The following is a 26530-nucleotide window of genomic DNA, read 5'->3' on the forward strand; positions in this document are numbered from 1 at the left end:
TTTATTTAACATTCATAAAATTCCATTATATCACATTTTAAGATTCCAAAATAAAAAAGGAACGGTCTCCCGTCCCTTATCCATTCACTTTTTCCGCATCATTCCAATAATATTTACTAAACGCTTCTGTTAACACATCAATTGTGTTATATAATTCATCTAACGTATTATCAACACCACCAACTTCAATTAACATCGCATTTTTCGATAAATCTTGGTTATAAACGCCATTTCCATCTTTTTTATACTTTGGAAAAATCCCTCTACTTAATCCGTAATAGTTTTCATCTAAATAACTATTGATCGCTCTTGCAATTTTTTCATTTTCAGCACGGCCTTCATTTTCCATCCCAATTATAAAATATAATCTTGCATACGATTTTCCGTTAATTACTTTTGTTGTTACTTTCTTACGCTGATCGTCACGGTGTATATCAATCGGAAACGCAATTTTATTATTTTGTGCTAATGCTTCTTTTACATATTCATGAGACGCTTTATATGACTGATACCATACCCACTTTTTACTCGCTAATAAATCACCCATATTCGTTTTATCATGAACTACCGGAATTCCTTGTCCTTCAAGTTGCTCTTTCATACGTTTCCCTAGTAAAGACACATTTACATCTGGGCTAGATGGATCAGTTGCCCCTGGTAATAATGGAAAGAAGGATTCCCAGCTATGTGTATGATAAATATATACTGCACTTTCACCTTTTTTCGCTCCGTTCTTTTTCTGAACCGGATTATTCTTTTCCGCTTCTGTAACTTTATCTTTTGCTATTTCCCGTTCTTTCGTTACTTCTTCAATCGGTACACTAGATTCATTTGGGATATTCGTCAAGTTTGTCCCTTCCCCAGCTACGATAATATTAGAATAATACTTTGACATACCAGGTACTTCTTTACCGACGAATGTTCTTAAATCTTTAATTTTCAAATCTGTCGCGATAGAGAACATTAAATTCCCAACTGACTCTCTTTTATTCTTCTTAAAATAATCAAATCCGTAATAGCGATTCTCACTTTCTATCATTTGAACAAAACCTTGCATCGATACTTTTCCAAACCATTGATTTGCATAATTCGATTTCATTGTATGTAAAAATGACGTCAAAATCGACGCTATCATAATTACTATTAGCGCATATAAAAGGAGTAACGAAATCAGTTTCTTCCCATGTATTCGAGTTGCATACTTTTTCACTGCATCACCTTCTTTATACATGGATATGTACAAGCTTTTCGGAATATACGCAAAAAAAGAGAAATGGTATCCCATTTCTCTTCCTCACTTTTATTGTTCTTTTCCTGTATCATTTGAAGGTAGTTTCTTCGCTTGTTTTTCTTTAAATATTTCTCCAATTGCCCCAAGAGTACCAAGTGTTTCAATTGCATTAGACGGAATAAAGACTTTATTTGCTGGTCCTTTTGCAACTTCAGCTAATGATTCAAATGATTTGTAAGCAAGTATACGCTCATCCAAATTCGCTTCACGAAGCAATTCAATACGATTTTGTTCTGCTTTTGCAATTTCTTCAATTGCTCGTGCTTCCCCTTGTGCTTCTAATTCTTTTGCTTCTTTTATACCTTCAGCTTCGCGAATACGCGCTTCTTTATCCCCTTCAGCCATCAAGATTTTACTTTGCTTTTCCCCTTCAGCGCGAAGGACTTTATCTTGTTTTGCTGCTTCAGCTTCTAAAATAATCGCACGTTTATTACGCTCAGCCTTCATTTGTTTTTCCATTGATGCTTGCACATCTTTTGGCGGGTTAATATCAACAACTTCGACACGTTCAATACGTACGCCCCATTTTTCTGTTGCTTCATCAAGCGCTAAGCGGATTTCTGTTGAAATTTTTTCACGACCAGATAACGTTTCATCCAGTTCCATTTTACCGATGATTTGACGCATCGTTGCTGAAGTAATATTACGAACACCATATTCATAGTTTGAAATACCATATGTCGCAAGTTCTGGTTCAACAATTTGATAGAAAATAATTGTATCAATTTCTACTTGAACATTATCTTTCGTAATTACCTTTTGCGGTGGTACATTCGTTTGTTGAATACGTAAGTCATGATATACACGAACACGATCTACAATTGGTATTAAAATATTTAACCCTGGGTGCATGATACGTTGAAACTTACCAAATCTTTCAACAACCCCAACTTTTTGCTGAGGAATAATTTTAATTGTTAATGCGATAAATGTAACTACAATTAGCGCGAATATAATCGTTAACGTTAATGCTACCATATTTATTCACTCTCCTTTTTTACTTGTAATATAGTACTATGCCTCTTTATAACAACGACTTTTTCTCCAGCATCAATTGAAGAATCTGCAATAGCTGTCCAAGTATCTCCATCCACCTTCACAATACCATTCGCTTCATTTGTAATCGCTTGCATAACAATCCCTTTTTTACCAACAAGCATATCTACTGTATCAGTAAAACCTTTTGCCTCTCGAAAGTTTTTGGAAATTCTTTTCGTAAAAAATGTCAAAGTTAAACTTACAATTGCACCAACAGTAACTTGTAACAGTAGTGCATCAGGAGCAAACAAAGCAATAAGACCTCCGACAACAGCTCCAATTCCAAGCCAAAGCATGTAAAATGTAATCGACAACATTTCTGCGATAAATAAAATACCAGCTATTATAAACCAAATTACCCAAGCAGCCATATGCAACCCTCACTTTCTTTCTCATTTTCTATATGTATATGAAGAAAAGAATGGTTTATCCGCCCTTTCTTACACTTGGGCGTTTGCTACAAGCTATTGTACATACTCACTGTTACAATGATTATTAATATAATACTATATCAATATATTCTTCATTATACATGAAAATCCCTTTCAAAAAGTGACAAAAAATTAAATTCTTTAAAAATTTTAATTTTTAAATTACAATTATTCTAATTACTAAATACTATTTTTTATAGAGGTGATAATCTTATTGAGAAACCTGTCACTAATCTACTATTTAGGTTCCAAAATATGCATTACTCTCGCTGACATCGTATATGTAATGATTATTACAACTCATATTTATATAGCAACTAAATCAGCTACTATTACTGCTCTTTTTCCATTATTACAAGTTATCACAAATCTAATTGCTAACATCTCTGCACCACTTATAATAAATCGTTTTCCATCTTATACGCTGTTATATACGCTCCAATGGCTGAAAACAGTCTTTTTACTATTATTAATGATTTTGTTCCCGGTCTTATCCACAAACATTATAGCTCTATTAACTTTTATTTTTGTCATTTCATTATGTAGTGGGTGGAGTGCTCCGTTATTATACGGTATTCTCCCGCGCCTTACACCGAAAGAAAAATTAGTAAAAGTAAATAGTATCTTTTCCTTTTCAACACAAATTGTGCAAGCCGTTGCTTATTCATTTACGAGTATTGTCGTTCTTCTCATTGGCGCTACTTCTACACTCATGATTAATAACATTTTAATGATTTTCGGATGCATTGCATTACATTTTTCATTACGTTCCATACATACTGAAAGAATAGCAGATTCTCCCTCTTCCAAAAGTACTGTTTTATTGGAAGGTTGGAAACTCCTATTTCAAAATCCTTCTCTCCGTACCGTTACATATATGGACTTAATCGAAACTTTCGCAGGGACAATATGGATTGGTGCTATTACGATGGCATACGTTACGACTATCCTTCATAAGGGCGAAGAATGGTGGGGATATATTAATACAAGTTATTATGTTGGCACGTTAATCGGTGGTCTATTAGCATGGAAAATGAGTTCCTATATTCAAAACAATTTAATACGATCTATGTCGATTGGCTCTCTTATGTTTAGTATTCTTACATTTTTATACGGTATGACAAGCAGCGGATTTATTGCGCTTTTTCTATGTGTTCTAATGGGACCATGTTATCAAATTAGAGATATTTCCCAAACGACTGTTTTACAATCAAGTGTCGCCCCTGCTTTATTATCCAAAATGCATACAGCACATGGCGCACTTCTTTCAACAGCCTCTGGACTATCTATGCTTAGCATTGGCATTATTACTGATATGTTCGGTGTTCGTACAATTTATATCATCGCTTCTATTCTTATTTTATGTTCCGCGTGTTTATCTTTTAGTTTATTAAAGTATCATAAGACAGAACAGAACGATATTTCACTTTAAGCACTAAAACAAAGAGGACAGAGATTCCTGTCCTCTTTGTTTATTCTATTCATGATAAGTTGGGGATCTTTCTATGCTTTGTCGCTTGTTCAAAAGCATAAGCTAGCTTAATTAATATCCCTTTAAAGAAATTCAATATCCTTATTTAAACACCTTTAATTTCCCGAAAAATAAAAAAAGTCTGAAACGGATTAAACTTCGCTTCAGACTCTTACATTACTGTGCGTATACTTCATCTAACAAATGTAAAAACTCACCTTGTTTCCCAGCTAATTCAGGGCATTTTGCAATATCAACCCATTCGTAGCAAAATACCAATCCTTTATCTTCCTCACCAGCACTTACAATATGTTCCCAAGTATCCTTTACATCTGTTAGTAAAGTTACATGGAAAAAGTGGCGTTTTTCATACTCCTGTTTTTCTTTCATATGTATAATGTAATCTGCTAAAAAACGCTCTATGCATAAATGACGCAATCCGGATTCTTCCTGTACTTCACGCAATATAGCAGCTTCTAACGTTTCACCTTCATCAACCGTTCCCCCTGGCACTTGAATACCAGCTTCATATATATCACGATGTTTAAAAACAAGTAATTGCATAACCCCCTCTTGTTCTCTTGTAATATATGCATGTACTTTTTTCTTATATAACATCGTCATTGTACGTCTCTCCCCTCAATTGTTCACTCTGTTACTTCTTCAAGCGTCAGTTGATTATCATACAAATATGTAGCTTGTGGATTTCCCACATACCTTACGTGCCATGGTTCATACCGATAGCCCGTAATTGTTTCTTTCGCTTTTGTGTATCGAACAACAAAACCAAATTTATGGGCATTTTCAGAAAGCCACTGACCTTCTTTCGTTTCCCCAAAAACTGTCTCTAACTGAAATTTAGCAGATTGAGACGTAATATCCATAGCTAGTCCAGTTTGATGCTCACTTGTGCCAGGAACCGCGCTAGACATTGCTGTTTTTGCTTCCCCGTCTTGTTTTTTATACATCGTATTTAATGCTTTTTGTCGATCAAAAGATCTAAATCCAGAAACTGCAAAAAGAAAAATACGCTCGTTGTCAGCCTGCTGAAACATATCCTCAAGCGCCCTCGCAGCCTCTTTTCTCATCTTTTTCTTTTCTTGATCACCTTCACTAGAGTAGCGCACTTTCGGAATAACTAAATCTGGCGGTCTATACCCATCTGGTAAACGCCTACTTTTATTTACAAGTACAAGCATTGAATTCGGATTATTAATTACCGCAATATCCCCATCCATATTAGCAATCGTTTCTTTCGCTTTCGGAAATATGCTATTTACACTTACTTCCCGCGCCTGCTTATCCTTATACATTTTATAATTGATTCCTGCTACTCCAATAATAATTATTGCAGCTACAATACCAAGTAGTGCCCATCTTTTTTTCATATAACGACCTCTTATTTTAATAATTTGGCCATTTCATACTCATCGATGCCCTTTCCATCGATAATAAGAGCAGCTTTTTTGACACCTTCTTTCTCAAATCCAGCTTTTTTATATAGTGCCTGAGCTCTTGTATTGTGGGCCATTACTGTTAATTCTAAACGCCATACATCATGTAATTTTGCCCACTTCTCAACCTCTTTAAACAATCTCGTCCCAATACCTCGCCCGTTATACTCTTGTAAAATACCAATTACAATGGTTGCCACATGCCTCTTTCTTTGAATGTTATTTCCATTCACTAATATAAAACCTACTATCCTCTCATCTTCAACTGCTACGAATATTGTTGCATATTCATTTTCTATAAAGCGATGGATCATTTTTTCTTGTTGCTCAGCTGTAGTTTTTCTTTCTCCTGGTTCATATAACATAAACTTCGTTTCTTCATCTAATTGCTTACTTAATTGCAAAAATGATGATGCATCTTCTATTTCGATCTCCCTAATCACTTCAATCACCCTACCAGTTTCATAATAAAAAGTTTTCCTTATAAAAAGATTTTCTCTACTTTCCTGAAAATCCCTTTGTAAATCTCCTGCTATAAATTGACAAATTTCGATATTACTATAACAACGACAAATTATGTCTATTCTGTGACGTCTCATCATTACAAAGAAAAAACGCAAGCATTACACTTACGTTTTTTCAAAAATACTGTGAATTCCTCCTCATCAGGTGAGGTCTCTCACCAATTTAAATTTCACTTTATCCATTCACTTTTTCTGCCTGCCAAAAATATTCACCAAATGCTTTAGCAAGTGCATCAATTGATCGATTCAATTCTTCCTCTGTATTATCTACACCGCCAACTTCTATTAATATCGCTTGTCCTGATAGGTCTTGATTATAGATTCCATTTCCTGTCTGGAACCCTTTTTGAATGACCCCACGGCTCACTCCTGGATATTTCTTATTAATCGCCTCATGTAAAGCTGTCGCTAATTGTAAGTTTTTTTCATAGTTTTTATTTCCTTTCCCTACTACAAATGCAAGCTTTGCATATGATTTATCTCCAATTGTTTTTGTCGTTACATTCTTTCGGGCACTATCACGATGCAAATCAAAAAAGTATTGAAGATCTTTATTTCCAGCCATAGCTTGCTGCACAATTTCCCGTGACATTTTATACGAACTATTACTATTTAAACCTTTACTTATTAACTTTTGACCAACATCACTCTTATCGTTAGTAGCTCCAATCCCTTCACCTTCTAGTTGTTCACGGAAACGATCTCCTAATATAGAAATATTCGACACAGAACTCGTTGCTTTATTCGGATTCGGGTCATTCGTTAAGTTAAGTAAAGGTAAATAAGATTCCCAGCTATGTGTATGATAAATAAACGCAACTTGTCTCTTCCCAGTCGTTTGGGACGGCTGTTTTTTCTCTTTATTCGTATCTTGTTTAGGTGCTTGTCCAGTTCCACTAGTCCGTTCCTTCACTACTTCTTCAAGAGGAACACTCGACTCTATCGGTAAGTTAGAATAATTTGTACCCTCACCCGCAATAACAATTTCTGTATCGTACTTACCAAATCCCGGGAGCTCTTTCCCGACAAAACTGCGTACATCATTAAAGCGAATATTTGTAGCCATAGAAAAGAGAAAAGAAGAAATTGAAAAATCTTGATTCAAATTTCGATACTCCTGTGTAAAATAATGATTCTCTTTTCCAAGTACATACATGTAACCATTCATCGATAACTCATTTAACCAATTATATAAATACGTTGACTTTGTCTCTTTCATAGAGGTTACCATCAGACTAATAAGAAAAAAAGTCGCTAGCACTGTAGTAATAACAAATAAAACTAACTTACGCATATTTGTAAACTTCATAAAAAAAAAGCCCCGATTCATACTATCACCTCTCTATTTCAAGTTATGTACAAGCCCTAGAGAATAGACCGTTAAAATTTCGGCTATATTGTTAATGAGGTGAAATGAATTGAAGCTATTAATAGGAATATTACCAATCGCTCTATCATTCATTTTTTATTTGTCCGCTAAGCAACCAAAAATCTCTATTGTGCTACATATTTCTGCGTACTTGGCACTATATGTACTTGGTACAATTATTTCCATTAATATATACGATGTTTTAATACAAGATTTAGTTTTCATGACGAGCATTCATGGAATTTTACTGAATCCATTTTTCCTTATTGCAGGAGCGTATATAGGAACATACACTTTGTACCTACTTTTGTCTCACATTATTATGAAAATAAAAAATGGAGCGTAATGAAATGCAACCACCATTTATCTGTCATACATGCAAAAAAAGAATTGTGAGAAAGAAAGACCTTATTACAGCCACATGGTACTTCCGCTTTTATTTATTTCACAGTGATTGTTTTAAACGACAGCAAGTGTTTATCTCACGATTTCTCCCTGTGAATACACTTTTCAATTTCTTTCTTATTATATATGGACTTATTTTTGGCAGTATTCTTATGATTACAGAACCATCTATTATTTGGCTGACTTTCTTTTTTCCTATTTTTTATCGGTTTCTTTCTTATTATTATGTTGAACGTTTTTTCTCTACATAACGCGCAGACTGACCTCTCGGAATACTTAAACATTCCCACTCATTTTCTTTTAACATCTTCCCAATGTAAATAATCTGACCAATATGCAATGCATAATGAGCAATTTGCCTTTCAATTGCTTGCATGACAGTATGTGCTTCACCGCGAATGTATACCGTCTTCAATAAGTGTTCCGGCGTTAAAGTATTCATCGTATTAAAAACATATTTCCATCCTTCTTGCCAAGCTATAAGGGCTTCTTCTTTTGAATGATAGCATCCCTCAAATTCACCATCTCGATTACGATCTGTTTTTTCACCATCAGACGTTAAAAAATCCGTCCATCTAGAACGCATATTACCGTGCAGATGCTTAATAATAATCGCTATACTATTTGTTTCTTCATGAGAAGACCATTGTATTTGTTCATATGATAATTGAGAAAGTGCCCGTTCCCCTTGTTTCTTTGTTGCTTTAAAGTTCGAAATCGCACATTGCAAATATTCTCGTCCGATATCCATATTAGCCCCTACCTTCACCCTAGCTAATTTTTGTTCCATTTGGCAATTCCATATTAGGCTGAAGTAACACAACATCATCAGCTTCAGGAACACCACCAAGCACAAGTACTTCTGATTTGAATCCAGCTACACGCTTTGGTGGAAAGTTTACAACAGCAACGATTTGTTGACCGATTAAATCTTCTGGACTATACCTTTTCGTAATTTGAGCACTTGACTGCTTTATCCCGATTTCTCCAAAATCTATTGCTAGTTTAATCGCTGGTACTCTCGCTTCTTTAAATTCCTCTGCATGTATTACAGTTCCAATTCTCAAATCCAAATTTAAAAAATCTTCAAAATTAGCCATTTATCATTCCCCCCCACTTATTACTTAGACAAAATACAAAAATCCCCTTCAAAAAAAGAAAGGTGCTTAAGCACCTTTCTTTTGTAATTCACTTGATTCATTTGATTTATAGAAGAAGAAACCGAGAATCCCGCCAATACATGATGGAATTAACCATCCGATTCCTTCGTTATATAACGGTAACATTTGTAGTACATTAGAAATCGCGTCAATTTTAATTTTCGCACTTTCTAAACCGTTAAAGAAACTAATTAACAATGCACCTAAAATAGCTCCAATATAAATTGTATTACGCTTCCCAATCCACTTATGGAAATACGAAAGTACAATTAATACGATTGCAACTGGATAAATGATCATTAACACAGGTAATGTTACTGCGATTAATTGTGTTAAACCTAGGTTAGATACAATTAAACTAAATACACATACCATTGTTACAATCGTTTTATGCGAAAGTTTTGGGAATAAGTTTGTAAAGAAACCTGCACACGCAGATGTTAACCCAACAGAAGTTGTTAAACAAGCGAGTATAATAACAAGCCCTAATAAAATTTTACCACTCGTCCCATATAGCTCATTTACAACATTCGTTAAAATAAGGCCACCGTTTTCTGAGATACCAAGTGATGTACTTGTTGAACCAAGATAAGCAAGTGATAAATAAATTAACGTTAAACCAAGTACAGCAATAATACCTGATACTACTGTTATTTTTGCAATTTGACTACTCTCTTTTATCCCTTTAGAGCGGATAACTTGTACAACGACAATTCCGAATACGAGCGCGCTAATTGCATCCATCGTTAAATATCCTTGAATAAATCCACCAAAGAAAGCATTTTCTTTGTAAGCAGCTAACGGCGCAGCTGGCTCTCCAATTGGATCAATAATTGCCTTTCCGACAATAACAGCGACAATTAATACTAATAATGGTGTAAGAAACTTTCCGAACCAATCCACTAATTTAGATGGATTTAATGATAAATACCACGTTATTCCGAAGAAAACTATCGTGAAAAGAAATAGCATGTACCACTCTGAAACCATTGCCTCTGATAAAAACGGCTTCATACCCATTTCAAACGAAACAGCTCCAGTACGAGGAATCGCGAAAAATGGTCCAATTGCTAAATAACTAATCAATGGGAAAATAAACGCAAATATAGGGTGGACTCTAGAAGATAGCGCTTTCAAGTCCCCCTCTACAAACGCGACAGCTGTTACAGCTAGTAGGGGTAATCCGACTCCCGTTACAAGGAATCCTATTGTAGCAATCCAAACATTCTCTCCTGCTTGTTGACCTAAAACTGGCGGAAAAATTAAATTTCCTGCTCCTAAAAATAATGCAAATAGCATTAAACCAATTGCTACCGTATCACCTGGCCTTAAACGTCCCTTCATGCTCTTCATTTGCATAGCACTTTTTCATTGTTTATCTCTATATTTTACAATATGCTATGCATCCTCCTCTCTGCTCAAGATGATAAAATATGCCCCTTACAAAGCAGTGTCTTTCTCCATAATTTCTCCATTCCCCTTATTTTTACTCTAATCATTAATACAATTATTATTTTGAATTTTGATTTTTTTGAATTTTTAAATCATTAGAGTGTTATTACGCGGAGTGTAGATGTCAGACCTCTTTGTTTTTATCACACATATAGTAACATATTTAGTTGCAAAATAAAAACATATTTTCAAATTGATTTTTTTGAAAATCGAAATTATCTACATTTTTTATTCTCTTACACAAATATTGTTATAATCTCACCTATTATTCAATCGTTATTTTCAAATAACTTTATACACGTAACATACAAAAGCCATCTAATATAATTTAGATGGCTTTTGTATGTTACTCTATCGTTTCAACTTCACGTGGATTTTTCATCTCTTCCACATACACAACTCTAAATCCGTGATCTTCTAAATCTTTCAATAATGTCTCTAATTCACCGTCGTTAAACTCTTCTCCTAATGTAAACATAATTCTACGAACTAATAAGGCATCATTATCAAAAGTCATCAAACTTTGAATACCAGTGTATTTCTTTAAAACTGTCGATAACTTTTGGATTGCTCCATTATAGTCTTGCGTTCCAATCATGACAGAGTATTTACTAGAGTGAACGCCCCATGCATCCTCTAATAACTCAAAAACTTTTTTATGCGTTAAAATTCCAAGGAAAACCCCTTTTTCGTCAACTACTGATAAATAAGGCAATTTTTTTATTGTAAAAAATACTTTAAAGAAAGATGAATCTTCTCTCACAAATCCTTCTTTATCGTTTAATAATTGTATTACACTCTCATCAAGTGATCCTTTATATTCTAAAATATCTACTTTATATATATTCCCTAAAAATTTCTCTTTTTTTTCATCTAAAACTGGTACACAACGATACCCCGTTTTATTTAAATGCTCTAACGCTTCCCCAATCGTAATCGAACTTGAGCATAGTAAAACTTCCCTTTTCGGCACGTAATTCCCTTTAATCCTCATAAAAAGCCTCCTTATGTTAAAATACTTTCTGTGCCATAACTATATTATATTTTCAGAAAAAAATAAATAATTTATTTTATTTTTCTGAAAATTATTCATTTTCTTGTCATAATTTATTCATGAATCCTTCACTTGTATATTTTTGCTATCAAATCTTCTCTCTGAATTACTAAATGAAAAATATATTGTAACTTCTTTCAAAAAAAGCTAAAATAAGAATAAGAATTTTCTGAATATTCTAAGAGTAGGTGGTTATATGTCCTTATTACGCTCACATATATGTAAATTTATAATTGGTGTTATTTTTATTTTTGCCATAAGTCCTATTCCAGCTCTGTTTATTACACACAATTACTCTTATCAAAATGGATTTATTAGCATTTTTCAAAACTTCGCACAGCTTTCTTCTATATCAATTCCAAAGGTTGATTGGATGCATGAATCTATCTTTTTCTCAGCAAACCAAATGATACATACTTCTAATCATTCAACACCATTATTCCCTTACATATGGGAAATATATTTTATATCGATTGTTCGTTTTACTTTTACCCTTGCGATCGGATTTTTCATAAGTTTGGGTATCGGCCATTTATTTTTCAAGGTACCTAACTCGTTTAAAAAGTTTACTACTGTATTGAAATGGATACCTTACTCTTTTTGCACTGTAGTATTACAATGTTCAGTCTTATTACTACTTCTATACATCGCACAATTTATAAACCTTCCTTACTACTCATCATTTATCATCGTATGTAGTACTTCCATGATTATCGTTATGCAAGCAGTAAAAAAATGGATTCCTTTCTTAAAAAACACAAATGAATATGAAATAAAACATGATTCTTTTCTTGTAGACACATTGTTTTTAGCGCTTACTTCAAATCATAAATCAATTTTAGGTTCCATTATTCTTTCATTCGTTTTTATGGAATGCGTTTTTCATGCAAATGGACTGTTACAATTTATCGTTCAATTTGGCGGAAATTCACCTATAATTGTTACAATCAGCTTATTACTACTCTATATCCCATATAGCATACTTTCTTTCCTTCAAACACTATGGACCACAAACTACTCCAAGCAACAGTCATACACTTTAACGAGAAGTGTTCCAAAACCTTAATTTAAAATAACCCTCTATAATCTAAAAGTAGGGGGTTATTCCTTTTGTATAGCGGACAAAATAACAGCAAATTCAAAAACTATTACAGAAACATACCAATATTTACCCTTTTCCTTTGACTATTCTTTTCATTTGGATTTATTATAAAAGTATAACATAATTGCAGGAGGTGACATCTTTATTCCAAACCTTGGAATGGAGAACACGCTTGGACATATTAAATATTTTTCTCATCTTTGTACTTATTCTTATTTCTGGCTTTTTCGTTGCATCAGAATTCGCTGTTGTAAAAGTACGAAAAAGTCGAATTGACCAACTTGCAAATGAAGGTAATAAACAAGCTTTAGCTGCAAGAAGCGTCCTATCTAATTTAGATGTTTATTTATCAGCTTGTCAGCTCGGAATTACAATCACTTCTTTAGGGCTTGGTTGGCTTGGTGAACCGACTGTGGAACATATACTACGACCGCTCTTTGAAAAAATTAATATTACTGGAACAATGGCTAACACTTTATCTTTTGTTATTGCTTTTAGTGTTATTACATTTTTCCACGTTGTATTAGGTGAATTAGTTCCAAAGTCTTTCGCAATTCAAAAAGCAGAAGCAATCACACTCAAATTTGCAAGACCGCTTATTTTATTTGATAAAATTATGTATCCATTCATTTGGCTACTCAATAGTACAGCTATATTTTTCACAAAACTACTCGGATTAGAACCTGCGAAGGAAAGTGAACTTGCTCATTCTGAAGAGGAATTGCGACTCATTTTAGGTGAAAGTTTTAAAAGCGGTGAAATAAACCAAACCGAATATAAATATGTAAATAACATTTTTGAATTTGATGATCGAGTTGCGAAAGAAATTATGGTTCCTCGTACCGAAATGATTTGCTTGTCTACTGAAAATACGTTAGAAGAAAATATGGATATCGTCGCTACTGAAAAATATACACGCTATCCAATCATTGAAAAAGATAAAGATGATATCATTGGAATGATCAATACGAAAGAAGTATTCCATGATCAAACGAAAGGTATTTATAAACCACTTGAATCTTATATACATCCTGTTCTAACTGTATTTGAAACAGTTCCAATTCGTAAAACGTTAGTCCACCTTCAAAAAAATCGCGTTCAGATGGCAATCGTTATGGATGAATATGGTGGTACTGCCGGACTTTTAACGATGGAAGATATTCTTGAAGAAATCATTGGAGAAATTCAAGATGAATTCGATGCTGATGAATCACCTATGATTGAAAAGCGTACACCTAAGCTTACTGTTTTAGATGGAAAGGTGCTTATTTCTGAAGTAAATGATATGTTTGGCCTACATATTGATGATAGTGATTTAGATACAATCGGAGGATGGCTTCTCTCTCAAGCAGTTGACTTAAATATTGAAGCTGGCTATTCCATTGAATATGCTGGTTTTCAATTTAAAGTATTAGAACTTGATGGACATCAAGTCAAAAAAATTGCTGTACATAAACTAGATATTAAAAAGGAGCTATAAAGTGACTGTTTTATTAACAATTTGTATCATTGCCTGTTTCGTTGTTTCATTTCTCGCCTTTATTTATCCAATTATCCCTAGCATACTAGCTGTCTGGGCTGGATATTTGATTTACCATTTCGGTATAAATGGAGGCGAATTAACAACTTCTTTTTGGATTATTCAAGTCATTTTCACTCTTTTCATTTTCGTTGCTGATTTTATTGCAAATGGATATTTCTTAAAAAAATACGGTAGTTCTAAATGGGGTGAACGTGTCGGAATGATTTCTATCATTGTCGGCTCGTTCTTCTTCCCACCATTCGGACTTATTATCATACCGTTCTTATCAGTATTTATAACAGAACTAGTACATAAAAAATCGCCAAAAGATGCTTTTCTAGTTGGAGTCGCTACTGTAGTTGGTTTTTTAAGCAGTACAGTAGCGAAAGCAATTCTCCAAATCATTATGATTATCATCTTCTTGTGTTATATCATCTTTTAACCATCCCGACTTCGGGATGGTTTTTTAATATGCAATACCTACTCGACTATTTTCATATATATTTTTCTTACATAGATCCCATGCAAAGTGTGCTGTATCACCCACTGTAATTTTTGATCCACCCTCTGGCAATATATCTTTTTCAGTTCGATATACCTCTGTCGCCTCACCATCTATTAAATGTGTCGGACAAACAACTGTCCAACATAAATTATTACTATTACTTAGTACCTTATATGCAGCCAAATGATCTTCCGCTGCCGTTGTCGTTTTCCTTTTTGATTCCGTTGATTGAAAACGATATAAATTTAGATCTGTTCTTGCTTGTAAAATACCAGCTGTTCCTATTGTTATGATCCTACGAACCCCATCTTCTTCCATTTTCTTTATAATTTGTGGCATACTCTTCCCTAATGTTCCATTTTGATCCGTTCCAAGTGCACTAATTACTATATCACTTCCTTCTATCGCTTTCTTTATATCATTTTCGTTCAATACATTCCCTTCTATCACTCTTAACCTTTCATGTTGTATTTCTATTCTATTTAAATCACGCGCTAATGCAGTCACTTCAGCTGAATCCTTTAATGCTAAATTAATTATGTTTGAACCTACTCGTCCTGTTGCTCCCAATATACATACTTTCATTTGTTTTCCCCCTCTTTCATTCTCTTTCTATTTTTCAATAATCTCAGTCAATTTACAACAAAAAAACTTCCTCATATATAAGAGGAAGCTTTATTATTACTTTATTTCTTTTCTTTAGAATCAGTAGACTTCTCGGTTCCGCTTGTTTCTTTATCCTTTTTGTCCTCTTGTTGTGTTGTTGTGTCGTCTTCTTTCTTCTTGTCCTCACCTTTACTACAACCTACCATTAATAAAGAACTTGCAAGTGCCATAGCAGTTAATGATTTAACCCATTTGTTCATTTGCGTTTCCTCCTTGTGATAGAATATGTACAACCTCATATTACTCTCTATTTTTAAAGGAGAGATTGAAAAACAGTAAATATACGGTAAATTTTTGTAAATTTTCTGATAACAAAACCTGATTTTATTTCATTTCCAATCGATACACAATAAAACTAGTTTTTTCTCTCAATGGATGTAAAAAAACTAAGGCGCATACCATTTCGCCTTAGTTTCTCATGCAAACTTTTCATTTTCATATAGATGTGTAATATTATATTCCTTCTTCATAACATATTGCCACACACTATAAGCGTAACGGTTCATTTTCAGGAAACAATTTTCCAAAAATGAGCGAAACTCTGGATTAGCAACTTCCACTGCAACTTGAGCAAACTTTAAAGCTAATCGTTTCAAGTGCGCAATATAACTGGTTGCAATATGAATATCCCCTGTATATTTACTAACTGTTTCCTTTTCCATTTCATGCAAATCAAACTCCGTTGTTTCACAGGTTATATGCTGCACATTCTCTCCTTCTTGAAAATTTACTTGTTCATTATATGCTTGTAACATATATGGTAAATGGTGCTGTAATAGATTTTTTAATTCTTCGTCTCTGACCTTTCCAGCATACTCTCCAACCTTGTATATTAGCATATAACTATATCTCATTAATTCTTTCATACAGTCCATTAAAGCGCCTCCCTTCTCTTTTGTCCATATACTATAAATATGATGCTAAAACATTCGCTATTCTTGCTAAAAACCAATCCCATCTACTAATTTTCTCAAAATCTTCTTCAGAAAATCGTTTTGATTTATGAAAGTCTACCTGTAATCGACTCCATACTTCATCAACAACTGTTTTATCATATATGATACAGTTAGACTCGCAATTTAAATAAAAACTTCTATTATCAAAATTCGCTGTCCCAATATCAACAATTTCTCCATCAATGATTGTTACTTTCCCATGAAAAAATCCATTTCGATATTGATAAATCTCCGCTCCAGCATGTAACATATCTTTCAAATATGGATAGGCAGCTTGTTTTAACAATATGGCATCACTTTTAAATGGCACGAGAATTTTCACATTAACACCACGATTTAATGCAGCTTTTAACTCTTTCACCATTTCTTTACTTGGTACAAAATATGGTGTAGCGATAATTAAAGACTTTTTAGCTTTTTTTAAAAGTGCCCCATACTTTTCCCATAAGCCTTTTCCATTTGAAAATAAATATTGATATTTTATATTCCCTAATGTAGGTATACTTTCATGTATAGGCATTTTTTCTCCTGTATCTTCTTTCCAATCTTCGGCGAACTTTCTTTCCATATCCGCTGCACCCTCACCATGGATACGCACGTGATAATCACGCCATGGCCCAAACTTTGGATTTTGTCCAAGGTACTCCTTTCCGATATTAAAGCCACCGACGTATGATACCTTTCCATCTATCGTAACAATACGTCTATGATTCCGTTGATGCAAAGAATAGAACACATTTTTCAGTTTCGGTTTTTTACTAAATGTAAACTTCACACCGTTTTCCTTTAATCGGCTAATTACCTTTTTCTTCAGCTTATATCCACCTATCCGATCGACTGACAATTTCACTTCTACTCCGCTAGATGCTTTTTTCTCTAATAACTGTAAAAACTCTTGGCTTATTTCATCTTTTCCTACAATATAAAAATGGATATATATATACTTTTCTGCATCGTTTATATCCTCAAATAATTTTCTATATAACTCTTCACCGTTCGTATATAATTGAAATTCACCTAATCGAACTTGTCCTAATTCATATTCACTAGCCATTTCCTTCCCCATTTCCACATCGATGTTCATCCAAATGAATACACCTATTAAACAAAGGATTATAGCGAAAAAGTGCTTCATGGATAAATTCCTTTCTCCACTTACTGTTATTTCTATATCTTCCCTTTTTTATTACATTATCATTCAAGAAAATATGTCATTGCATGATATATGTCCATATCAAACAATAGCTCATTTGCATATTGTATGTTGTATCTTAAAATAAAAGGAGGAAATAACAATGGGCTTCGCACATGGTAATGGATTTGCGCTATTAGTCGTATTATTTATCCTCTTAATCATCGTCGGTGCTGCTTGCTTCTGCTAAGTAGCTACTGTCATATGATATGTGGATGAAAAAACTATAAAAGCGGACACCTATTTTTAGGTGTCCGCTTTTCATTTTAAAACCATTTCCGACTGCTATAGTAACTTAAATGGCTAAATATTCATCTCAAAAGGTTAACAATGTGGCTACTTTCTTACTCTCTGCCTTACGTATATGACGCTGTTCTGCACGTAACACAGCAATACGATGTAATTCTTTCTCTTCTTCTGTTTCAGGGATAACACGCGGTACTGGAACTGGATTATTTTCCTTACTAAGTGCCACAAAAGTAACGAATGACGTTGCCGCTATACGCTTCTCACCTGAAATTAAATCTTCAGCTACTACCTTCACAAACACTTCCATCGAAGTTCTTCCCGTCCAAATTACGAAAGATTCATAACTAACACAATCTGAAGAACGAACAGGATGTAAGAAATCGACCCAGTCCATAGATGCTGTGACACATTCCTTTCTCGAATGTCTGGATGCTGAAATAGAAGCAACCATATCCATCTCCGCTAATATCTTCCCACCAAATAGCGTGTTATGATCATTTAAATCTGTTGGGAATACTCGGCTCGTTTTGAACACCCTTGACTCATTGGCTGTTTTCCCCTTTACTTCTGTCATTGTTATCACCCCTTTAATGATTTATCCCTAATATTTCAATAATCACTATACTAAATGAACTACACGTTTAATATTAACAACATTCAGAACTTTTAGTCCACAAAAAAGAACCGATTTTATCAATCGGCTCCTCTAAATACATATTGTTCTTTCGGCTGTTCAACTTTATTCCATTTTGTTACTTCTAATACAGGAATATTCGCATGAAACGGCTGATAAAACTCAGTAGTTATCTCTCCTTCTACTTGAATCCAGTCATCATTATTCCACTCTACGCCTTCTGGCTTTTTCACTAACATACCATACACACCAGAATCTGCTACGCAATGTATAATACCGAAACGGAATAAGAAGTATTGTTCTTTTTTAGAAGAATCATCCCTAAAAACAAACCCTTTAAAAGATAATTTTTTCCCAGTAAACTCGCCAGGATAATTATAAATTGTTTCCATACCCTTTAGGAAGTCTTCATCTTTCAAATTAATATTGTCTTTCGTAACAAACTCTTTCTTCCCTTTTTCCATTACACCACGGTATCCTTCTTTCCCGTAATAAATGCTCGTATCAGGTCTTAGAAATTGTCTTGTCATAAATGGATCCTTACTTTCTGCTTGTGCAACAGGAAAGTGAAATCCTTTCGCTTTAACAATATCCGAATCTAACGTCGCAATTGGGAAAAATAACCCTGAGATAATTGGAAAACAAAACAAGGAGTACGAAAATGCTTTTTTCCACCATGTATTCTCATCTTTTGAATGATCATGCCCGCAATGGCTATGGTCACAACTGCAATCATTTTTCTCTTTTTCCTTTTGGTGCTCTTTTTGGAAAACGACGATAATTTGTATAATGGTTAAGAAACCTAAAATAATTGCTGCTGTTGTTGATAAATAGGCATACTTCATATTGATATACTTCGTAATGTTACCGGAAATATGAAGCTGCGCAATTAATATTGTAAAACCTAATAATATATATGCTCGAAACATAACCTACCACCCCATCGCATAAATGAGTAGTGAGCTTGCATAAACAACAAGAGTAACTGTAACTATAACAACAATTACAAATTTAGTTTTAAATGTCGCAAGCATCATAAACATATTTTTAATATCCACCATCGGTCCGTAAACGAGGAACGCGACAAGTGAAGCTGTTGAAAACGTACTTTGGAACGAAGAAGCGATAAATGCATCTGCCTCTGAACAAAGTGATAATATATAAGCAAGTCCCATCATAACAGCTGATGAAGAAAACGGACCTTGTCCAATAGCAAGAAGTGTTGAAGTTTGTACAAACGTTTGTACCGCTGCTGCAATTAACGCACCTAGTACTAAATATTTTCCCATTGAGAAGAATTCCTCAACAGCGTGTGTACATACATCCCACATTTTTTTACGCAGTGGACGCTTATTATTCACTTCTGGGAAGTGATCATCTCTTAATTGATGTTCTTTAAACATAAAGGATAATATAATTCCAACGATAATGGCTACGATAATCGCTACAATAGAACGATACCATACCATGTGCATACTACTCCCAAAGGCAACATAAGTAGCAAATAATACAACTGGATTAATAATAGGTCCAGTTAACATAAATGCAATCCCTGCGTATGGTGGAACGCCTTTTCCAATTAATCGTCTTACAATCGGAACAATTCCACATTCACAACCTGGAAACAACATACCTAAAAAAGTAGCTAATAAAACAGACAGAAATCGGTTCTTCGGCATCCATTTTGCCACCATATCTTCTGTCACGAACATTTGAATGAATCCTGAAATAAATACACCAATGAGCACGAAAGGAAGTGCTTCGATCAATATGGAGATAAAAATTGTATTCATTTGCAGGAATGCTTTCGGTAATTGAAACAATTCCATGATGTATTTCCTCCAACTTTTCATTAACAATATGTAATTTTAACCCCATTTCATTAATTGAACAAGGTTTATATGGCATACATACCCTTTATATACATTACATTGTACAAGTTATATTCTATTCAAAATTTGAGATTTCATAGCAAAAAAGCTGCTCTAGCGTAGTTATATAACTATGCTAGAGCAGCTTTCTTATCGTTAAAAGTAACGTTTCTTCCAAAAAACAAAAGCTAACGTGAAAGATAGTGTTACACATATGATGAGTACAATTACAAAACCGTGGGCTTCCCCTTCAAACGGAACCTTTACGTTCATTCCAAAGAAACTAGAAACCATCGTCGGTAAAGATAAAATGATCGTAATTGACGTTAACAGTTTCATAACACTATTTAAATTATTTGATATAACGGAGCTAAAAGTATTCATCATTCCACTTAAAATGTGACTATATATTTCCGCCATTTCAATAGCCTGTTTATTTTCAATTAATACATCTTCTAATAAATCTTGATCGTCTTCATACATTTTTAAAAATGTACTATTACGCATTAACTTTTGAATTACAATTTTATTAGCCTTTAATGACGTTGTAAAGTATACTAAACTTTTCTCAAGGCCTAACAATGTGAAAATCTCTTTATTTTTCATTGACTGATTTAATTGATGCTCTAAATCAATTGTTTTTCGATTTATTTGCTTCAAGTATCTTAAATAATAAGTAGAAATCGTATATAAGAGCTGAAGTGCAAAGCGCGTCTTCTTAAACGTATAAAATTCTTTAATACGTTGATTAATAAAACGTTCAAAAATTGGATTCTCTTCTAAGCAGATTGTAACAAAACAATCCGGCATCACAATCATACCTATTGGAATCGTGTCATAAATCGAATTTCCTTCTTCATCATGTCTAACTGTCGGAATATCCACGATAATTAAAGTATTATTGTCTTCCTTTTCAATACGAGAGCGTTCTTCATCATCCAAAGGGTCTTTAATGAAATCTAAGTCTACATTTAAAGTTTGTACTAGATATTGAATTTCTTCTTCTGTTGGATGAAGTACATTAATCCAGCACCCCTTTTGCATTTCCTCAATCTCTTGTAGTTTTCCGTTTCGGTCTGTTAAATATATATTTAACATACTATCACCCCGATTCTTTTTACATGTAGGAATCTACCTCTCTTAAATCACAGTTTTTAAACCGCCATTCTCAGCATATGAAACATACGTTTAAATTTCAATAGAAAAATTATTTTGAAAACGTTTTTATAAGAAAAATATTATAAAGTGAAACTTTAATCAGTGGGGGGCTTCATCCTCACTAATTATTAGCCCTTACAAATCGGGCTTTTACGGGTTATCCGCCCCCAACCAAACTTCTTTTCTTTCGCTGAATTGTGCGGTGAGGGTCTCACTGCCCGTTAAAGCGGGATAAACATAGAAAAAGACAGAGTGCTCTCTGCCTTAAAAGCTTATGTTGCCTTTATAACATATTTAGAAAGCATCCACAAGTTAAACCCGACTGAAATCGTATAGCCCGCGTATGTTGAAATGATAAAACTTACATAATCGAAATACGGAAGCAATACAATATTTAAAACTATCTTCACAATAATTCCAATCACTAGTCCTAGCACCGTCTTCTGCTGTTGATTGATTCCTTGTAGCATAGCAGCCGTTACTGTAAAAAGAGAAAATAGTATGCAAGCAGGAGCATAATACTGTAAAATGATTCTCCCCATTTCTGGATCATTTCCAGCACCGAATAAAAGAGTATATACAGGTTTGGCTAACACCATCATTCCAATTGCCGCCGGTACCGTAATTGCTACTACTAATACATTTGTTCTCGTAAAATGTTTGTACAATAGCTTCGTATTTCCTGCTGTGTAAGCTTTCGTCATCTCTGGTACGAGAGACATACTAAAAGCTGTCGCAACGGATACCGGGATAAGCACAACCATTTGAACAAGACCAATTATCGCATTAATTTTTTCCGCTTCTCCTTGCATATACCCTATTTGTATAAGTAGTTTATTAATTGTAAATGTATCAATCGTCTGATACAACGGAATTGCTAAGCCCACCACAACAAAAGGAATAGAATATGTAAAGAGCTCCTTATACAATGAGAAAAAAGATTTCGTTGTTTGTGGTATACTTTCCATCTCTTTTTTCTTTAAGTGCCTTCTCCTTCTTATATAATACGCACTTAAAACAGTTAATCCACCTACAGCTCCCATAAATGCACCGAACGTTGAAATACCAACCGCTAGCGAAACAGAAGCTTTTAAAACATATAAAACGACAAAGCTTCCTATTAAAATGGTTAAAACCCGAAAAAATTGCTCTACAACTACACTTAATGCAGAAGGCCCCATCGATTGGAATCCTTGAAAGAAGCCCCTTAATAAACTCATTACTGGCACAAGTATTAACGCAAAACTTACAATTCGAATATTAGTAGTAACCGCTCCTACACTATTCCCCGTTTGATCATTCCCATCGATGACAAGTTTAGCTAAATGCGGAGCTAGCATATATAACGTAAAACACGAAATGACTCCCATTATAAACATAAACACGATTCCACTTTTCAACACTCTCTTAACCGTATGATAATCATTCAGTTGATCATATTTTGATACCATCTTTGAAACAGCTAGCGGTAATCCCATTGTTGCTATACTGAGCATGATGGTATAAGGACGATATGCATATGTGTATAGAACGTAACCACTCGTACCGACCATCGCTGTAAATGGTATAACATATATAAACCCTAACATTTTTGATATCATCGTTGCCATCGTTAAAAATATCGTTCCACGTATAAACGGTGACCCTTTCATCACATTCCTCCGCTACGCTTTATTATTACACATTATGGACAACTCCTTTTCTTTAGAACCGAAACAAACAAAAAAAGCCAATGAAAAATCATTGACTTTAACGCGCTGCTTTTTTCTTTTTGAAATATTTTAAACCAAAGTATAGAGCAATAAAAAGAACAGCTCCTATAATTATGTAATGTGTGTAATCAGATGCATACTCTTTAATTTGTCGCCAATTCCCACCAAGTTTTTCACCTAAGTATATAAATAGAATTGACCATGGAATGATCGCTACAACCGTATAAAGTGTAAATAGTTTTAATGGCATCTTAGCTAGTCCTGCTGGAATAGAGATCGCATGACGTACTACTGGGATAAAGCGCGCAGAAAATATTACGCCTGCTCCATAACGCTTAAACCAACCTTCCGCTATGTCTAAATGATGTTTATTAATAAGTAGATATTTCCCATATTTCTCTACAACCGGACGCCCTCCGTAGTATCCAAGCCAGTATAAAAAGATTTGCGCTAAAGTACCACCAATCGTTCCGGCGATAACTGCACCCACAAAACTAATTTTACCATTCGCTACTAAAAAGCCAGCATACGAAAGTACAATTTCACTCGGGATTACTTCAATCATTAAAGCAAGAGCTACTCCAAAGTAACCTAAGCTTGCAAAAAATTGCAATAACTGATCTATTATGTTTGCTAACATGTTCTTTTTTATCTCCTTTTTTCTTCACATACCATCCCATTATTACATAAAGGCTGCAATCTGCCAATATCTTCATTTTAACAATATGTACAATTCAAGCAGGATTAATCTATTAATTTCTCTTTCTGCGGGTCCTTCATGTAGGCAAACATCTCTTTAATTTGGTCTTCTGTATTTCTAGCAATTGATAAATTAGGCAATTCATTTTCACCAAAAAACTCCACCTCTTCTGTTTCAATACTAGTTTTCTTTTCTCCACCAATAATCTCGCATCCAATGAAAATCTTATATACATGCGTCGCCGATGGAGAGGGTTGATGTTTTTCTTTATCAAATATAGCTAGTAACTTAAAATGATCTACCTCATAACCAGTCTCTTCGAAAACCTCTTTTGCTGCAACTTCGGTTGGCGTATAACCGACATCAGCCCATCCACCTGGCAATGCCCATTTCCCATCGCTTTTTTCTTTCACAAATAATAACTTTTCATTTTGAAAAACAACCGCTCTTATATCAACTTTAGGTGTTTGATAGCCTGTCTCACGTGCAAATAATTTCTCTACGACTTCCCAATCTGTTTTCGTGTAATGTGACATCATTGAAATAGAAATATCTCGTAATTGCTGGAAACGCTCAATATCATACACATCCTTAGAATACGTTAAACCCGCTTGAGCTATAGATTGTATTTGTTTTACCCAATCAATCCATTTAATCGTCATATATCCGCATCCCCATTCTCTATCAAATATATTACTTCATTTTTATCGATACATCTTTATTATACAAAAAAAAGAGATTGATAACGTTTCAATCTCTTTCAAAATTAATCTAATTCATGTAAGTGGTCTTGTATATACTTTCTTCTTTTATTTATATATTCATAAATCATATCAGCCTCTTGATCAAATGTTTCTAATTTTTCTTTCATGTATGGATCTTGTAGTAAATATGGGCGAATCAATTCACACAACCCTTCTACTTTCGGCCTCATAAACGAAACTGTGAATTGATTTTCTAATATTTCTTCCAAAATACTTCGATACTGCTTTCTAAATACAGGTATGTCTAGCAATCTTGCACTTAACGTATTATACCCTTGAATGCGAATATATTCATGATTAAGTGGTCTCCCTTGTACATCTCGCCCCCAAGTCGCATCATAATCCCACGGTATAACTTCAAATAAATTTGTTTCATCGTTATGATATAGTGCATAGTTATGAACGAAACCATCAAAGTTTTGCGTAAAAATAACTCCTGCTAACCATCGTAAATATTTATCTACATGTAGAAACTTCCCAATTTCTTTTTCATAGGCTTCCCTCGTCAAAGTATTCGCTTGAAATACAAATTCACTCAGTTGTTCTTCACTATTTTTATTCGAATATTTAAATTCATAACCCGCAAAGAGCTCTGTCTTAACATCTTTATCTCGTTCACTCATTAATGAAAAATTCGCATCATCATCTATCGCATAATAAATAGAACCACTCGGTAATCCTCTATTTTTCAAAAAATTTTCATCAACCGATTCTAACTGTAAATACACACCTTGAATTTGACCATTAATTTTTATAAATACATGTTGTGATTTTGGCGAAAGTACACCAATATCATGAAAAAAATCTAAAGATAATTTATTTCGTATGAGAGACGGATCCATAAACTCCGAATTCAAATGAAACTCTTTCGCACCTTGAAATTTTTTAGGCTTATAAAACATAACATGATAAGACTTTTTCTCAAATTCGCGAATATGAGCTCCTCGGTATACGATATCAATATCATACTTCTTTTTTCCATAAGTTAATTTTGCTGGCACTGGACTATCTGACCAAATGTCCTTTTTCAATTCCACTAAGTACATTGGATGAACAAAAAAATCATATGAAGGCAGCATGTTTTCTCATCCCTTCTCAGTTCTCTTCATTCAATGTATGCGCCTTGTCTTGTCCATACATCCGCAATCATCTATTTATATAAAATTACACTCTTGTCCTGTTCAGAAAGATGCCTACATACATATCATGTTAAGGAAAAAGAATACCTTTTCACTTTAATACATGATAAGGAGGATTTCTATGAAACGTGATATTAGAAAAGCTGTTGAAGAAATCAAAAGTGCTGGGATGGAGGATTTCTTACACCAAGATCCAAGTACTTTTGAATGCGATGATGATTGCTCTTCAAAAGTTGAATGTAGCGATGATTGTAATTGCCCAAGAACAAGATGTACTCGTGTGAAACATTGTACTTTCGTTACAAAATGTACTCATGTAAAAAAATGGACATTTGTTACGAAATGTACTCGCGTACGCGTTCAAAAATGGACGTTCGTTACGAAAGTAACGCGTAGAAAAGAATGCGTTTTAGTTACAAAACGTACGCGTAGAAAACATTGTACTTTCGTTACAAAATGTGTACGCTTTGAAAAGAAATTTTACTGGACTAAACGATGTTACTGTAAAAAATGCGAGTTCTTCCCTCACGGACACGGTGGCTCTTGCGATGATTCATGTGATCATGGTAAAGACTGTCACGATAGCGGACACAAATGGAATGATTGCAAAGGCGGACATAAATTCCCATCTTGCAAAAATAAGAAATTTGATCACTTCTGGTATAAAAAACGTAACTGCTAGTTTTTATACCACCCAAAAAAGGCCGTTTT

The 26530-nt window shown here is 34.1% G+C and carries 31 protein-coding genes; 8 read left to right on the forward strand and 23 right to left on the reverse strand.

What is annotated here, in order from left to right:
• Positions 1-76: 76 nt before the first annotated feature.
• From spoIIP (MKY38_RS11965) to MKY38_RS11975, 3 genes are read right to left on the reverse strand one after another with little or no spacing between them, the layout of a single operon-like run.
• A complete protein-coding gene (gene spoIIP / locus MKY38_RS11965) occupies positions 77-1285 on the reverse strand; it encodes a stage II sporulation protein P (RefSeq protein ID WP_306418678.1) in 1209 nt (402 codons plus the stop codon).
• A 15-nt stretch (positions 1286-1300) separates the two neighbouring features.
• On the reverse strand, positions 1301-2269 hold the full coding sequence (locus MKY38_RS11970; RefSeq protein ID WP_000226252.1) for an SPFH domain-containing protein: 969 nt from the start codon (positions 2267-2269) through the stop codon (positions 1301-1303).
• Positions 2270-2271: 2 nt separating this feature from the next.
• Entirely contained in the window at positions 2272-2700 is a 429-nt protein-coding gene (locus MKY38_RS11975) for an NfeD family protein (protein WP_000741974.1), read from the reverse strand.
• 274 nt (positions 2701-2974) lie between these two features.
• Between MKY38_RS11975 and MKY38_RS11980 the strand changes: the two genes are divergently transcribed.
• On the forward strand, positions 2975-4192 hold the full coding sequence (locus MKY38_RS11980) for an MFS transporter (RefSeq protein ID WP_070180065.1): 1218 nt from the start codon (positions 2975-2977) through the stop codon (positions 4190-4192).
• 216 nt (positions 4193-4408) lie between these two features.
• On the opposite strand, the gene MKY38_RS11985 is transcribed toward MKY38_RS11980, so the two are convergent.
• From MKY38_RS11985 to spoIIP (MKY38_RS12000), 4 genes are all read right to left on the reverse strand, one after another.
• Positions 4409-4855 (reverse strand): NUDIX hydrolase, encoded by a 447-nt coding sequence (locus MKY38_RS11985; RefSeq protein ID WP_070179248.1) that lies wholly within the window; start codon positions 4853-4855, stop codon positions 4409-4411.
• A 23-nt stretch (positions 4856-4878) separates the two neighbouring features.
• Entirely contained in the window at positions 4879-5619 is a 741-nt protein-coding gene (locus MKY38_RS11990) for a M15 family metallopeptidase (RefSeq protein ID WP_000747647.1), read from the reverse strand.
• 11 nt (positions 5620-5630) lie between these two features.
• A complete protein-coding gene (locus tag MKY38_RS11995) occupies positions 5631-6128 on the reverse strand; it encodes a GNAT family N-acetyltransferase (RefSeq protein WP_000617576.1) in 498 nt (165 codons plus the stop codon).
• Positions 6129-6384: 256 nt separating this feature from the next.
• The gene (gene spoIIP, locus MKY38_RS12000; protein WP_001079278.1) at positions 6385-7539 is read right to left on the reverse strand and encodes a stage II sporulation protein P; all 1155 of its coding nucleotides are present in this window, start codon (positions 7537-7539) and stop codon (positions 6385-6387) included.
• Positions 7540-7627: 88 nt separating this feature from the next.
• Here spoIIP (MKY38_RS12000) and MKY38_RS12005 point away from each other — a divergent pair, with 88 nt between their 5' ends.
• Positions 7628-7924, forward strand: a complete 297-nt coding sequence (locus MKY38_RS12005) for a hypothetical protein (RefSeq protein ID WP_000770738.1) — start codon at positions 7628-7630, stop codon at positions 7922-7924.
• Between the two features lie 4 nt (positions 7925-7928).
• The gene (locus MKY38_RS12010) at positions 7929-8234 is read left to right on the forward strand and encodes a hypothetical protein (protein ID WP_002164560.1); all 306 of its coding nucleotides are present in this window, start codon (positions 7929-7931) and stop codon (positions 8232-8234) included.
• Here MKY38_RS12010 and MKY38_RS12015 read toward each other — a convergent pair.
• From MKY38_RS12015 to cbpA, 4 genes are all read right to left on the reverse strand, one after another.
• Positions 8207-8773 carry a DUF1572 domain-containing protein gene (locus tag MKY38_RS12015; RefSeq protein WP_065223566.1) on the reverse strand — a complete coding sequence of 189 codons (567 nt, stop codon included), beginning with the start codon at positions 8771-8773 and terminating at the stop codon, positions 8207-8209. The genes MKY38_RS12010 and MKY38_RS12015 overlap by 28 nt on opposite strands.
• Positions 8754-9083 carry a chaperone CsaA gene (gene csaA, locus MKY38_RS12020; RefSeq protein WP_001263015.1) on the reverse strand — a complete coding sequence of 110 codons (330 nt, stop codon included), beginning with the start codon at positions 9081-9083 and terminating at the stop codon, positions 8754-8756. Before csaA ends, MKY38_RS12015 begins: the two co-directional genes overlap by 20 nt.
• Before the next feature lie 66 nt (positions 9084-9149).
• Positions 9150-10487: a branched-chain amino acid transport system II carrier protein BrnQ4 gene (gene brnQ4, locus MKY38_RS12025; protein WP_011110049.1), complete on the reverse strand. Its 1338-nt coding sequence runs from the start codon at positions 10485-10487 to the stop codon at positions 9150-9152.
• Positions 10488-10941: 454 nt separating this feature from the next.
• On the reverse strand, positions 10942-11589 hold the full coding sequence (gene cbpA, locus MKY38_RS12030; RefSeq protein ID WP_001220526.1) for a cyclic di-AMP binding protein CbpA: 648 nt from the start codon (positions 11587-11589) through the stop codon (positions 10942-10944).
• 256 nt (positions 11590-11845) lie between these two features.
• Here cbpA and MKY38_RS12035 point away from each other — a divergent pair, with 256 nt between their 5' ends.
• From MKY38_RS12035 to MKY38_RS12045, 3 genes are all read left to right on the forward strand, one after another.
• Positions 11846-12715: a hypothetical protein gene (locus tag MKY38_RS12035; RefSeq protein WP_065223564.1), complete on the forward strand. Its 870-nt coding sequence runs from the start codon at positions 11846-11848 to the stop codon at positions 12713-12715.
• A 208-nt stretch (positions 12716-12923) separates the two neighbouring features.
• A complete protein-coding gene (locus tag MKY38_RS12040) occupies positions 12924-14231 on the forward strand; it encodes a hemolysin family protein (RefSeq protein ID WP_341049102.1) in 1308 nt (435 codons plus the stop codon).
• 1 nt (position 14232) lies between these two features.
• Positions 14233-14715, forward strand: coding sequence for a DUF456 domain-containing protein (locus MKY38_RS12045; RefSeq protein WP_069604218.1), 483 nt, complete (start codon positions 14233-14235; stop codon positions 14713-14715).
• A 24-nt stretch (positions 14716-14739) separates the two neighbouring features.
• Here MKY38_RS12045 and MKY38_RS12050 read toward each other — a convergent pair whose 3' ends face one another.
• From MKY38_RS12050 to cls, 4 genes are all read right to left on the reverse strand, one after another.
• The gene (locus tag MKY38_RS12050) at positions 14740-15363 is read right to left on the reverse strand and encodes an NAD(P)-dependent oxidoreductase (protein ID WP_341049103.1); all 624 of its coding nucleotides are present in this window, start codon (positions 15361-15363) and stop codon (positions 14740-14742) included.
• A 101-nt stretch (positions 15364-15464) separates the two neighbouring features.
• Positions 15465-15644: a hypothetical protein gene (locus MKY38_RS12055; RefSeq protein ID WP_001045960.1), complete on the reverse strand. Its 180-nt coding sequence runs from the start codon at positions 15642-15644 to the stop codon at positions 15465-15467.
• 216 nt (positions 15645-15860) lie between these two features.
• Entirely contained in the window at positions 15861-16319 is a 459-nt protein-coding gene (locus tag MKY38_RS12060) for a spore coat protein (protein ID WP_098607330.1), read from the reverse strand.
• 31 nt (positions 16320-16350) lie between these two features.
• On the reverse strand, positions 16351-17535 hold the full coding sequence (cls, locus tag MKY38_RS12065; protein WP_341049105.1) for a cardiolipin synthase: 1185 nt from the start codon (positions 17533-17535) through the stop codon (positions 16351-16353).
• Between the two features lie 160 nt (positions 17536-17695).
• Here cls and MKY38_RS12070 point away from each other — a divergent pair, with 160 nt between their 5' ends.
• On the forward strand, positions 17696-17782 hold the full coding sequence (locus tag MKY38_RS12070; RefSeq protein ID WP_000505094.1) for a YjcZ family sporulation protein: 87 nt from the start codon (positions 17696-17698) through the stop codon (positions 17780-17782).
• A 126-nt stretch (positions 17783-17908) separates the two neighbouring features.
• Here MKY38_RS12070 and MKY38_RS12075 read toward each other — a convergent pair whose 3' ends face one another.
• The 8 genes from MKY38_RS12075 to cotH form a co-directional block, all read right to left on the reverse strand.
• The gene (locus tag MKY38_RS12075) at positions 17909-18415 is read right to left on the reverse strand and encodes an acyl-CoA thioesterase (RefSeq protein ID WP_000141164.1); all 507 of its coding nucleotides are present in this window, start codon (positions 18413-18415) and stop codon (positions 17909-17911) included.
• A 119-nt stretch (positions 18416-18534) separates the two neighbouring features.
• Positions 18535-19404 carry a TIGR03943 family putative permease subunit gene (locus tag MKY38_RS12080; protein ID WP_000488043.1) on the reverse strand — a complete coding sequence of 290 codons (870 nt, stop codon included), beginning with the start codon at positions 19402-19404 and terminating at the stop codon, positions 18535-18537.
• A 3-nt stretch (positions 19405-19407) separates the two neighbouring features.
• The gene (locus tag MKY38_RS12085) at positions 19408-20304 is read right to left on the reverse strand and encodes a permease (protein ID WP_000418716.1); all 897 of its coding nucleotides are present in this window, start codon (positions 20302-20304) and stop codon (positions 19408-19410) included.
• Positions 20305-20502: 198 nt separating this feature from the next.
• Complete coding sequence (locus tag MKY38_RS12090) at positions 20503-21444, reverse strand: magnesium transporter CorA family protein (RefSeq protein WP_000932389.1); 942 nt, start codon at positions 21442-21444, stop codon at positions 20503-20505.
• Positions 21445-21776: 332 nt separating this feature from the next.
• On the reverse strand, positions 21777-23156 hold the full coding sequence (locus MKY38_RS12095; RefSeq protein ID WP_000678845.1) for a putative polysaccharide biosynthesis protein: 1380 nt from the start codon (positions 23154-23156) through the stop codon (positions 21777-21779).
• Between the two features lie 97 nt (positions 23157-23253).
• Entirely contained in the window at positions 23254-23856 is a 603-nt protein-coding gene (locus MKY38_RS12100) for a DedA family protein (RefSeq protein WP_000880691.1), read from the reverse strand.
• Positions 23857-23960: 104 nt separating this feature from the next.
• Positions 23961-24578, reverse strand: a complete 618-nt coding sequence (locus MKY38_RS12105; RefSeq protein WP_000153583.1) for an NUDIX hydrolase N-terminal domain-containing protein — start codon at positions 24576-24578, stop codon at positions 23961-23963.
• A gap of 104 nt (positions 24579-24682) precedes the next feature.
• A complete protein-coding gene (gene cotH / locus MKY38_RS12110; protein WP_000938001.1) occupies positions 24683-25759 on the reverse strand; it encodes a spore coat protein CotH in 1077 nt (358 codons plus the stop codon).
• A 181-nt stretch (positions 25760-25940) separates the two neighbouring features.
• Between cotH and exsB the strand changes: the two genes are divergently transcribed.
• Positions 25941-26501 (forward strand): exosporium protein ExsB, encoded by a 561-nt coding sequence (exsB, locus tag MKY38_RS12115; protein WP_000817482.1) that lies wholly within the window; start codon positions 25941-25943, stop codon positions 26499-26501.
• Positions 26502-26530 lie beyond the last annotated feature (29 nt).

This window comes from Bacillus sp. FSL R5-0585, assembly GCF_038004545.1.
In the GTDB taxonomy this organism is placed as follows: Bacteria; Bacillota; Bacilli; order Bacillales; family Bacillaceae_G; genus Bacillus_A; species Bacillus_A cereus.

Bases quoted from the DNA above. Each gene is read 5' to 3' on its own strand.
- spoIIP (WP_306418678.1), bottom strand. From the start codon at position 1,285: ATGGGATACCATTTCTCTTTTTTTGCGTATATTCCGAAAAGCTTGTAC.
- MKY38_RS11970 (WP_000226252.1), bottom strand. From the start codon at position 2,269: ATGGTAGCATTAACGTTAACGATTATATTCGCGCTAATTGTAGTTACA.
- MKY38_RS11975 (WP_000741974.1), bottom strand. From the start codon at position 2,700: ATGGCTGCTTGGGTAATTTGGTTTATAATAGCTGGTATTTTATTTATC.
- MKY38_RS11985 (WP_070179248.1), bottom strand. From the start codon at position 4,855: ATGACGATGTTATATAAGAAAAAAGTACATGCATATATTACAAGAGAA.
- MKY38_RS11990 (WP_000747647.1), bottom strand. From the start codon at position 5,619: ATGAAAAAAAGATGGGCACTACTTGGTATTGTAGCTGCAATAATTATT.
- spoIIP (WP_001079278.1), bottom strand. From the start codon at position 7,539: ATGAATCGGGGCTTTTTTTTTATGAAGTTTACAAATATGCGTAAGTTA.
- MKY38_RS12010 (WP_002164560.1), top strand. From the start codon at position 7,929: ATGCAACCACCATTTATCTGTCATACATGCAAAAAAAGAATTGTGAGA.
- MKY38_RS12015 (WP_065223566.1), bottom strand. From the start codon at position 8,773: ATGGAACAAAAATTAGCTAGGGTGAAGGTAGGGGCTAATATGGATATC.
- csaA (WP_001263015.1), bottom strand. From the start codon at position 9,083: ATGGCTAATTTTGAAGATTTTTTAAATTTGGATTTGAGAATTGGAACT.
- brnQ4 (WP_011110049.1), bottom strand. From the start codon at position 10,487: ATGAAGGGACGTTTAAGGCCAGGTGATACGGTAGCAATTGGTTTAATG.
- cbpA (WP_001220526.1), bottom strand. From the start codon at position 11,589: ATGAGGATTAAAGGGAATTACGTGCCGAAAAGGGAAGTTTTACTATGC.
- MKY38_RS12035 (WP_065223564.1), top strand. From the start codon at position 11,846: ATGTCCTTATTACGCTCACATATATGTAAATTTATAATTGGTGTTATT.
- MKY38_RS12050 (WP_341049103.1), bottom strand. From the start codon at position 15,363: ATGAAAGTATGTATATTGGGAGCAACAGGACGAGTAGGTTCAAACATA.
- MKY38_RS12055 (WP_001045960.1), bottom strand. From the start codon at position 15,644: ATGAACAAATGGGTTAAATCATTAACTGCTATGGCACTTGCAAGTTCT.
- MKY38_RS12060 (WP_098607330.1), bottom strand. From the start codon at position 16,319: ATGGACTGTATGAAAGAATTAATGAGATATAGTTATATGCTAATATAC.
- cls (WP_341049105.1), bottom strand. From the start codon at position 17,535: ATGAAGCACTTTTTCGCTATAATCCTTTGTTTAATAGGTGTATTCATT.
- MKY38_RS12070 (WP_000505094.1), top strand. From the start codon at position 17,696: ATGGGCTTCGCACATGGTAATGGATTTGCGCTATTAGTCGTATTATTT.
- MKY38_RS12075 (WP_000141164.1), bottom strand. From the start codon at position 18,415: ATGACAGAAGTAAAGGGGAAAACAGCCAATGAGTCAAGGGTGTTCAAA.
- MKY38_RS12080 (WP_000488043.1), bottom strand. From the start codon at position 19,404: ATGTTTCGAGCATATATATTATTAGGTTTTACAATATTAATTGCGCAG.
- MKY38_RS12085 (WP_000418716.1), bottom strand. From the start codon at position 20,304: ATGGAATTGTTTCAATTACCGAAAGCATTCCTGCAAATGAATACAATT.
- MKY38_RS12090 (WP_000932389.1), bottom strand. From the start codon at position 21,444: ATGTTAAATATATATTTAACAGACCGAAACGGAAAACTACAAGAGATT.
- MKY38_RS12095 (WP_000678845.1), bottom strand. From the start codon at position 23,156: ATGAAAGGGTCACCGTTTATACGTGGAACGATATTTTTAACGATGGCA.
- MKY38_RS12100 (WP_000880691.1), bottom strand. From the start codon at position 23,856: ATGTTAGCAAACATAATAGATCAGTTATTGCAATTTTTTGCAAGCTTA.
- MKY38_RS12105 (WP_000153583.1), bottom strand. From the start codon at position 24,578: ATGACGATTAAATGGATTGATTGGGTAAAACAAATACAATCTATAGCT.
- cotH (WP_000938001.1), bottom strand. From the start codon at position 25,759: ATGCTGCCTTCATATGATTTTTTTGTTCATCCAATGTACTTAGTGGAA.
- exsB (WP_000817482.1), top strand. From the start codon at position 25,941: ATGAAACGTGATATTAGAAAAGCTGTTGAAGAAATCAAAAGTGCTGGG.